Genomic DNA, 9430 nt, shown 5'->3' on the forward strand with positions numbered 1-9430 from the left:
TCCTGTGGACGTCCGCCTCGCATGGTGAGAGCCGAGGTGGTGAGCGCCGAAACAACCTACCCGATGCGGGAAACCAGCCACAATCGTCACGATAGTGCTCTGCCAGCCGCAATAGCGCGCCGGCTATGCTACGGACAGAACGGGGGTTTGTGGGGTGGGCCAGAGAACCGAACGTTCGCCAATCGCGTTCTTTAGCTATGCCCACGCCGACGACCGCAATAGTGCAGGCCGGGTCAGCAGGCTTCGGGTGGAGTTGCAAAAGGCGCTGCATGTCGTCACCGGGCAGGAGATCCCGATTTTTCAGGACAACAGCGACATCGCCTGGGGTGACAGGTGGAAGGAGCGTATCGACGGCGCTCTCGACGACGTGAGTGCGCTGATCGTCGTATTGTCCCCGAGCTTCTTCGCCAGCGAACAGTGCTGCCGGGAGCTCCACCGTTTTCTCGACCGTGAACACAAGATTGACCGTCAGGACCTGCTGCTACCTATCTACTGGGTATCGAGCCCACTGATCAATACGAGGTCGAAGGACCACCGGCTGGGAGGTGAGATGGCGGCCCGGCTGGGAGGTGAGATGGCGGCCCGCCAGTACGCGGACTGCCGGGACTTACGGCTCAAGCTGCCGGCCTCGCCCGAGGAGCCGATCTCGGCGCCGATCAACCATTTCGTCGAGATGGTAGCGCACCGGTTGCAGGACGCCTTCTGGCCGCAGAGTCCCGACAGCAGCCTGCAGTCCACAGAGATGGATAAGGACAAGACAGGCGATCATCAGATCGTCACGGCGTCCCCCGACCGCGTCGCAGAGGAACTGCCCACGCTCACCCGCACGCTGAAACAGCTGGAGGCGACTTTTCGGGACGGGGCGGCGCTTGCCGTCCACGCGCTGGAACGTTTCGTCGACCCCGAGGGTCTGCTGGAACTCGCCGATTCGGACTTTCTCACCGACGACGGCCTGGGCCTGCGCCCATGGCTCGCCGATCTGGAAGCGGCCGTCGCTGGACACCACGTCGATACCGCGGCCGGCATCCGCCGGTGGCAGGAACTCGCCGCCGAAGTCGCAGTCGTGGCCAAGCTGCTCGTGGAGGCCAACGGAAAGCCGGACCGGCGCTGCTCCGAGCTGGCTGGGCTGCTCACCACCTACCGGGCGATGGCCCGGGAGCGGGGCCTCATCGAGGACGCGGACCTAACCACATTGCACACCGCCGCACTCGACACGTTACGGCGTGTCCCGACCGATCTCAGGCTCGCTGACCGGCAGGTCGCCGCATATGTTCAGGCAGTGATCTCCCAGGGAGACATGTGATGAGCGAACCGACGAATGTTCCCTGCCAACGGTTACCGCCGATCTGCAGCGGGTCCGGATACATCACAACCGGCGGTATGTGTAACGTATGCGGCCATCCCCCCGCCGCGCCGCTGAAGTCCGGACCGGACCCGGCCCCGCTAATCTCGCAGCCCGGCCCGGCCCCCAGCCTGTCGCCGCGGCTGTCGACACCCGGCATGTTCGAACTGCCCGAACTGCCCGAGGCGCCACCGAGCGGGCCTCCACCCGTCCTGCCGGAAGAGGACCTGCCGGCGAACCTGCGGCTGTGTGGTAAATGCGGCAGCCAGGTGGCCCGCGATGGCGCCGGGAGTCCAGCCGCGCTCGACGGGATGTGCCAGTGCGGTCAGCCTTACTCGTTCACAGTCAAGCTGGTGCCCGGTGACCTGGTCGCTGGAAGGTATAAGATCATTGGCCGGCTGGCGCACGGCGGGCAGGGGTGGGTCTACGCGGCGCGGGATGAACATCTCAGCCATGGCCAGACCGAGCTCTGGGTGGCGTTAAAGGGACTGATCGACACGGAGAGCGCGACCGCCCGCCGAGCGGCCGATGCGGAGCGGCGATTCCTCACCTCGGTCTCGCATCCCAACATTGTCAAGATCAGGGATTTCATTGTTCACGACGGCGCCGACTATACTGTCATGGACTACGTCCGCGGGGTGCCGCTGGCGAGGCTCGTGAAGAACAAAGCTCTTCCGCCCGGCGATGCCGTCCGCTATCTTCTGCGGCTACTTCCCGCGTTGGGATATCTGCACCGAATTGATCTCATCTATTGCGACCTCAAGCCGGACAACGTCATGGTGGTCTCCGGCGACCTTGTGTTGATCGACCTGGGTGGAGCGCGACGGGCGGACGACATGGCCGCGGGATTCGCCAGCACGGCTGGCTTCCGGGCACCGGAACTAGAGTACGACAGCCGGGCCGGCGCCTCGCGCCGATTCCCCTCTGTCGCGTCCGACCTGTATGCGGCCACGCGGACGCTTGCTGCGCTGTTGCTGGGCGCATCCTGGAACCCGCGCAAGAATCTGCCTTTCCTGCCGTCCGCTGACACCTTCCCCGTGCTGCGCCGATTCGACTCGCTACACCGGTTCCTGCGCAAGGGGATGGCTCCCGATCCCGCTGCACGATTCAGCACCGCCGAGGAGATGCGCGACCAGCTGGTCGGCGTGCTGCACGAACTTCACGTGCTCGACGAAGGCGCACCGCCTGACGTGATCGTCAGCCGCTGCTTCGAGGCATCCCCCCACGACATCGGCACGGAGCGTAATTCCATAACGTGGACCGATCTCGCCGTGCTGCGGGTGAACCCCGACGACCCGGCGGCCCCCGCCCTGCTCGGGCTGCCAGCGCGGGATGACGCCGAAAAGGTCGTCGCTGTTCTCGCCACGATGCGTCCGATGACCCTGGAGGTACGGTTACGACAGGTGCGCGCCGCGCTCGAGGCGGGCCAGCCGGACACGGCTGGTGGTCTCCTGGACGGGATTGAACAGGACGAGCCCGGGCAGTGGCGCGCCCGATGGTATCGGGGGTTGATCGCACTCGCCACCGGGGACGCCCCGGAGGCGGTCCGTGCCTTCGACCACGTCTACTCCCAGGTGCCAGGGGAGCTGGCACCGCGCGTGGCGCTCGCCGCGGCCGCCGAACAGGCGGAGGACACCCAGCGCGCCGCGGAACTGTTCGACGTCGTCTCGAGTATCGACGCATCTGTCACGGATGCTGCGCTCGGCCTCGCGCGGTGCAGCCGGGGAACGGAACGCATCGACGCCTACAAGCGGGTGCCGCCTTTCTCCCGCGCCTACGTCAACGCACGCATGCGGGTCATCGGGCTGCTGGTCGAACCAGAGCCTGGCGCTGTGCCGACGGTGGAAACGCTCACGGAAGCCGATCTCCTCCTGAAAGAGCTCGATCGTGAGCTCGGGGACGAGCGGCGGCTAAGGCTGCGCTACGACGTGCTCAGCGCTGGCGCGCGCCTAGCGAGTTCCGGCACCATTCCAACCGGTCTCACAGTTCTGGATCTTCCTCTCGAGAAGAGGGCTCTCGACACCGCACGGTCAGCGACCCTGCGTGAGCTTGCCCGGTACGCGAAGACCCGAGCTGAACTTGTTCGGCTGGTCACCGACGCGAACCAGGTACGGCCGTGGACATGGTGGTGACGGTCAGGAAGGAATGTCTGCGGCTGCGGCCGAAAATTCGGATCAGGAGATCATTTTGATCAATTTCGCCATCGTCGTCCACCAGAACAGGTTCCTCGCGTCGGACGCCACCGAGATGGACGCCGTGCTGGAGGTACAGGCCACCACCGACTCGGATGTTACAGTTTCGCCGACGTCGACCCTCATCATTATCATCGACTGTTCGTCGTCGATGAGCGTGCCCCTGGCAAAAATCTTCGCAGCGAAGGAGGCGGCAAAAGCCGCGATCGAGAGCCTGCGCCCCGGTACCCGCTTCGCTGTGATCGCGGGCACGGAGACCGCGCGGTTGGTGTTCCCGCCCTCCGGTCTCGCTTCGGCATCCGACGAGTCGAAGGTTGCGGCGAAGGCCGCTGTCTCCCGGATGCGCGCGAACGGTGGTACGGCGATGAGTACCTGGCTGGCGCTCGCGGCCGAACTGGTGCGCGCGCATCCGGCCACGATTCCGCGCGCGATCCTGCTCACGGACGGCCAGAACGTCGGCGAGTCACGCGCGAGGCTCACCGCCGTGCTGGAGGAGTGCAAGGGCCACTTCAGGTGCGACTGCCGCGGCATCGGGGAGGACTGGGTCGCCGAGGATCTCATCATGATCACACGCGTTCTCCTGGGCGCCGCACGGCCGATCGAGAAGGCGTCGGATCTTGTCGAGGATTTCCGCGCGATAGCGCGGGAGGCCATGGGAAAGGTGGTGAGCGAGGCGTGGCTGCGGGTCTGGGTTCCCTTCAGAGGAAAGGTCGTCTTCCTCAAACAAGTATACCCGACGATCAATGATCTGACCGGTCGCGCGGTACGGGTGGACGACAACACATCCGGCTATCCAACCGGCGCATGGGGAACAGAGAAACGCCATTATCATCTACGCATCGGCGGCCTCAACGGCGTTGACGCCGAGAGCGCCAGCCGAGTCGGACGAGTCCGCTTCGTCATGCACGGCGAGGAGTCAGAAGCCGCCGTCGTCTTGGCACAATGGACGGACGACCCGCTGCAACTTACGCAGATAAGCTCCGCTGTCGCCGAGGCCACCGGGCAAGTGGAAATCGCCCTGGAAATCCAGCTCGGCGCGCACGCCATACGAGCCGATGACGACGAGAAAGCCACAGCACATCTCGGCCGTGCCGTCCGACTTGCGCACGAAGCCGGAGACCAGAGCAAAATTGATCTACTCGCCCGGATGGTCGAGATCCTCGACCGGGCGACCGGAACGGTACGGCTGCGTCCCGACCTCGGTCACCGCATCGTGGAGCACTCCGAACTTCTGTCCACGTGGACCCGGGATGTCGGCGCGGACGCCGACGCCGACGCCGGTGGCGATGACGTACCGACGGCCACTGACGATCCGGGTACTGAACGGTGACGGCCTGGATGGCCCAGGCAACGGGTGTCCGGCCAGACGAACCGGCATCCGAGGGTGCGCGCGGGTCGAACTTCTGCCCGAACTGCAGGACGTGTGGCTGCCCAGGCGCGCGGTATTGTCTGCAATGCCGGTATGAGTTCGCGACGGGTCGGCTGCCGCGTCCGCCAGCCCTCGTTCCGTTACGCCGGCCCGCGACACAGTGGGAGGCCCACGTTGATGCCGACGACGACTATGCGCGGGCCTGCCACCCGGACGGCGTGCACCGCCAACCGGGTCTGCGCACGCAGATTGTGCTTCTCCACGCGAACACGATCGTCATTGGTCGTATGGCCGGGTCGGACGGGCCCGACCAGCGGATCAACCTGCTCACACTGACCGGAGACCCAGGCGTGTCAAAAGTGCACGCCATCCTGCGGAAGGGGTCGGACGGCGCCTACCGCCTGCTTGACCGAGGCTCCCTCAATGGTACACACCTGAACAGCCACACGGCACGGATCGCGCGGGAGCGGCCGATACCTCTGCGCGACGGCGACCGCATCTTCGTCGGCGCTTGGAGTCGGCTGACGATCCGGAGGATCGCGCACTGACCTGCGGTTCATAGTTTGCGGTTCGCGACCGCAGGTCCGAAGCCAAGATCTCAGGCCGGAGGTGTGGCGCCGCAGCCTCGCGACGACGGGACCGCCCCTACCAGGAGCGTCGACGGCAGCTGGGCGATGAGGGAACCCCAGCCATGCAGTCCGTGGCGACCCGCGATACTGGGCGGTCTCCAGCGGTCAGTGCACCGCCCGCCTTGCGTCGGGTGTCGCCTTGACCGCTTGATTCCGCCCTCGACGTCGGACAGGGCGTAGTCGCCGTCGTAGCCGCGTAGGTACGCCCTGCCGGTCGCGGTGACGCGGCAGGGCTTGGTCGACCGGTCGCACTCGTGGACCTGCGCAACCACGACCGCGGCCCCGTCAACCTCCCCGTCGTCGATCGTGAGACGGACCGGCGGTGTGAATGCCCGGGCCCTGGCAGCCAGGCCCTGCTTGAGTATCTGCGGGTCGCTGAGCTCGACGGGGCGGAACCCGGCCCGCTCGTCGAGCGTCCCGCCTCCGGGCTGATTCGCCAGCGCGCTCAGCGTAGAGGTCAACGAGGCGGGTAACCCGCCGGCGGCAGACTTGACCTCCACCTCGGTGGTGTCGCCTCCGGCGGCGCGCAGGAAGGCGATCATCTGGCTCACGTCACGCGGCGCAGCCAAATGTAACCACGACGGAGTTACATTTGGCTGCGCCGCAGTTACATTGCAGACCAGGGATGTGGCGGCTTTCAGCAGAGTCGGCAGACCGCGTCGAGGACGTCGGTGATGTTGGCGCGGGCAGGCAGGGGGAGGCCGAGGAACCGGGCGAACTCGACCGCGATCATCCGTGGGGTCGCGGCCGGGGGACGGTGATGTAGATGACCGGGATGTCGTGGTCGGCGTCCGGGTGCTGTCGGCGGTTGATCGTCTCAAGGGTCTTGCCGAGCTGGGTCAGGCAGGTCGTCTTCCCGGTCCGGGCCGCTCCTGAGAGGATCAGGCCGGTCCGGCCGGTGTCGGCGTTGCGGTTGACGTAGAGCGCCCGGCAATGGGGGTGTGGATCAAGGAGCGGGGCCGCGGCCCGCCGGTGGCGGCTGCCGGCTGGCTACGATGGTCCGGGATCGTCGCTCCACCGGTGAGGAAGGCTTGTGATGAGGTCCGCTGAGATCGCGAGCCGCTGGCTCCGCTACTTCGCCGAGCGCGGGCACACCGTCGTGCCGTCGGCATCCCTGATCGCGGACGACCCCACACTGCTGCTCGTGAACGCGGGCATGGTCCCGTTCAAGCCGTACTTCCTCGGCGAGGTCAGCCCGCCGTACCCCCGGGCGGCCAGCATCCAGAAATGCGTGCGCACCACCGACATCGAGGAGGTCGGCAGGACGACCCGGCACGGTTCCTTTTTCCAGATGTGCGGAAACTTCTCCTTCGGGGACTACTTCAAGGAGACCGTTATCCCGCTGGCCTGGGAACTGCTCACCACGCCGGTTCCGGCGGGCGGGTACGGCCTGGACGACAGCCGCCTGTGGGTCACCGTCTACCTCGACGACGACGAGACCGCTGACATCTGGCGGTCCACGGTCGGGGTGCCCGCCGAGCGCATCCAGCGTCTCGGCATGGAGGACAACTTCTGGTCGATGGGTGTGCCCGGCCCGTGCGGGCCCTGTTCGGAGATTAATTACGACCGTGGTCCGGAGTTCGGGATCGACGGGGGCCCCGCCGTGAACGGCGAGCGTTACCTGGAACTGTGGAACCTGGTCTTCATGCAGTACATCCGGGGTGAGGGGACCTCGAAGAAGGACTACCCGATCCTCGGTGACCTGCCGTCGAAGAACATCGACACCGGCCTCGGTCTGGAGCGCCTCGCCGCGGTTCTCCAGGGGGTCGACAACCTCTACGAGACGGACACGTCCCGGCTGATCCTCGACCGGGCGTCGGAACTCACCGGCGCCCGCTACGGCGCCGGGCAGCGCTCGGACGTGTCGTTGCGGGTGGTAGCTGATCATGTGCGCACCTCGGTGATGCTCATCGGTGACGGCGTGCTGCCGGGTAACGAGGGGCGTGGCTACGTGCTGCGCCGGATGATGCGCCGCGCGATCCGCAACATGCGCCTGCTCGGCGCCCATGACGCGACCATGCGGGAGATGGTCGCGGCCACGATCGAGGCGATGGGCCCCCAGTATCCCGAACTCGTCACCGACCGGCTGCGGATCGACTCGGTGGCTACCGCCGAGGAGGCGTCGTTCCTGCAGACGCTGCGCACCGGGACGTCCATCTTCGACCTGGCGGCGGCCGAGACGAGGAAGGCGGGCGGCGGGGTCCTCACGGGTGAGCGGGCGTTCCAGCTGCACGACACCTTCGGGTTCCCGATCGACCTCACCTTGGAGATGGCGGCTGAGCAGGGCCTGACCGTCGACGCGGAGGGCTTTCGCCGGCTCATGGGCGAGCAGCGCCAGCGCGCCAAGGCCGACGCCCGCGCGAAGAAGACCGGGCATGTGGGCACCTCGGCGTACCGGGACATGCTGGCCGCGGCCGGCCCATCGGAGTTCACCGGCTACGACATCACCGCCGGGACCACCGGCGGGACAGCCGCCAGGACCATCACCGGAACTGTCGCCGAGCCCGCCGTCGTCCGCGGGCTGCTGGTGGACGGGTCGCCCGCCCATGAGGCCGGCGAGGGGAGCGACGTCGAGGTCGTGCTCGACCGCACGCCGTTCTACGCCGAGGGTGGCGGCCAGCTCTCCGACACCGGCGTGGTCCGCCTCGACGACGGTACCGAGATAGAGATCTTCGATGTGCAGAAGCCCCTGCCGGGGCTGATCGTCCACCGTGGCCGGGTGCGCTCGGGCGGGGTCGTCATCGGGGCGAGCGCGCGAGCCGAGATCGATCTGGACCGCCGGGGAGCTATCTCGCGCTCGCACAGCGCCACGCACCTGACTCACCAGGCGCTGCGGGACGCGCTCGGCCCGACGGCGGCGCAGGCCGGTTCGGAGAACTCGCCTGGCCGGTTCCGTTTCGACTTCTCCTGCGCCGGTGCGGTGCCGGCGTCGGTGCTGGCCGACGTGGAAGAGACGATCAACCAGGTGCTGATCGAGGATCTCGACGTCCACGCCGAGGTGATGAACGCCGACGAGGCACGCCGGACCGGCGCCATCGCCATGTTCGGCGAGAAGTACGGCGACCGGGTGCGGGTCGTCTCCATCGGCGAGTACTCCCGTGAGCTCTGTGGTGGCACGCATGTCCACCGTTCCGGGCAGCTTGGCCTGGTCAAGCTGTTGGGCGAGTCGTCGGTCGGCGCGGGGGTCCGGCGGGTCGAGGCCCTCGTGGGCCTGGACGCCTACCGTTACCTGGCCCGCGAGGCCGTGCTCGTCGCGCAGGTCACCGATGTGCTCAAGGCACCACGGGCCGAAGTGCCCGAGCGCCTCGCCGGGGTGCTCGCACGGTTGCGCGAGGCCGAGAAGGAGCTGGAGAAGCTGCGGGCGGCCGCGGTGCTGGCCGCCGCGGGCGACCTCGCGAGCGGGGCCGAGGACGTCGGCGGGGTTGCGCTGGTTACCCACCAGGCGCCCGATGGCACCTCCGCGGATGATCTGCGCAGGCTCGTCCTTGACATCCGCGGCAGGGTCCCCGCCGAGCGTCCGGCGGTCGTCGCGGTGGCGGCCGCGGTCGACCGGCGCCCGGTCATCGTGGTGGGCACGAGCGGCGCCGCGCGTGGCCGCGGCGTCAAGGCCGGGGAACTCGTCCGCAGTGCCGCAAAGATCCTCGGTGGTGGTGGCGGCGGCAAAGACGATCTTGCTCAGGGTGGCGGCACCGACGCGGCCGCGATCACGGACGCGCTCGCGGCGGTCCGTCGGGCGGTCGCGCAGCGGGCGACCGCCTGACCCGCGGCGGAATCCCTCTTCTGGCGGAAGGATCACATCCGGCGACGCCGGCCGGGTCTCCTTCGTTGTCCCATGCGATCCACTTAGAGCGACCGGCAATAGGGGTGTGGGTCAAGGAGCGGGGCTGGGGTGCGTGTA

The 9430-nt window shown here is 67.5% G+C and carries 6 protein-coding genes; 5 read left to right on the forward strand and 1 reads right to left on the reverse strand.

The annotated features are described in order from the left end of the window. Window positions 1-154: 154 nt before the first annotated feature. The 4 genes from MJ797_RS20785 to MJ797_RS20800 all read left to right on the forward strand — a co-directional run bounded on the left by MJ797_RS20785 (window position 155) and on the right by MJ797_RS20800 (window position 5451). On the forward strand, window positions 155-1303 hold the full coding sequence (locus MJ797_RS20785; protein WP_255739308.1) for a toll/interleukin-1 receptor domain-containing protein: 1149 nt from the start codon (window positions 155-157) through the stop codon (window positions 1301-1303). Between the two features lie 197 nt (window positions 1304-1500). Beyond that, the gene (locus MJ797_RS20790) at window positions 1501-3474 is read left to right on the forward strand and encodes a serine/threonine-protein kinase (protein WP_239339420.1); all 1974 of its coding nucleotides are present in this window, start codon (window positions 1501-1503) and stop codon (window positions 3472-3474) included. Between the two features lie 13 nt (window positions 3475-3487). Beyond that, window positions 3488-4864 carry a VWA domain-containing protein gene (locus MJ797_RS20795; RefSeq protein ID WP_239339422.1) on the forward strand — a complete coding sequence of 459 codons (1377 nt, stop codon included), beginning with the start codon at window positions 3488-3490 and terminating at the stop codon, window positions 4862-4864. Between the two features lie 8 nt (window positions 4865-4872). Then, window positions 4873-5451 carry an FHA domain-containing protein gene (locus MJ797_RS20800; protein ID WP_239339424.1) on the forward strand — a complete coding sequence of 193 codons (579 nt, stop codon included), beginning with the start codon at window positions 4873-4875 and terminating at the stop codon, window positions 5449-5451. 50 nt (window positions 5452-5501) lie between these two features. Here MJ797_RS20800 and MJ797_RS20805 read toward each other — a convergent pair whose 3' ends face one another. Beyond that, a complete protein-coding gene (locus tag MJ797_RS20805; RefSeq protein WP_239339431.1) occupies window positions 5502-6074 on the reverse strand; it encodes a helix-turn-helix domain-containing protein in 573 nt (190 codons plus the stop codon). Window positions 6075-6568: 494 nt separating this feature from the next. Between MJ797_RS20805 and alaS the strand changes: the two genes are divergently transcribed. Continuing rightward, window positions 6569-9292: an alanine--tRNA ligase gene (gene alaS, locus MJ797_RS20810; protein ID WP_239339443.1), complete on the forward strand. Its 2724-nt coding sequence runs from the start codon at window positions 6569-6571 to the stop codon at window positions 9290-9292. Window positions 9293-9430: the final 138 nt, after the last annotated feature.

It is taken from the genome of Protofrankia sp. CiP3, assembly GCF_917627345.1.
GTDB lineage: Bacteria > Actinomycetota > Actinomycetes > Frankiales > Frankiaceae > Protofrankia.

Excerpts from the sequence above, each read along its gene's own strand:
- MJ797_RS20805 (WP_239339431.1), bottom strand. The coding sequence starts at position 6,074 with ATGATCGCCTTCCTGCGCGCCGCCGGAGGCGACACCACCGAGGTGGAG.
- alaS (WP_239339443.1), top strand. The coding sequence starts at position 6,569 with ATGAGGTCCGCTGAGATCGCGAGCCGCTGGCTCCGCTACTTCGCCGAG.
- MJ797_RS20800 (WP_239339424.1), top strand. The coding sequence starts at position 4,873 with ATGGCCCAGGCAACGGGTGTCCGGCCAGACGAACCGGCATCCGAGGGT.
- MJ797_RS20795 (WP_239339422.1), top strand. The coding sequence starts at position 3,488 with ATGTCTGCGGCTGCGGCCGAAAATTCGGATCAGGAGATCATTTTGATC.
- MJ797_RS20790 (WP_239339420.1), top strand. The coding sequence starts at position 1,501 with ATGTTCGAACTGCCCGAACTGCCCGAGGCGCCACCGAGCGGGCCTCCA.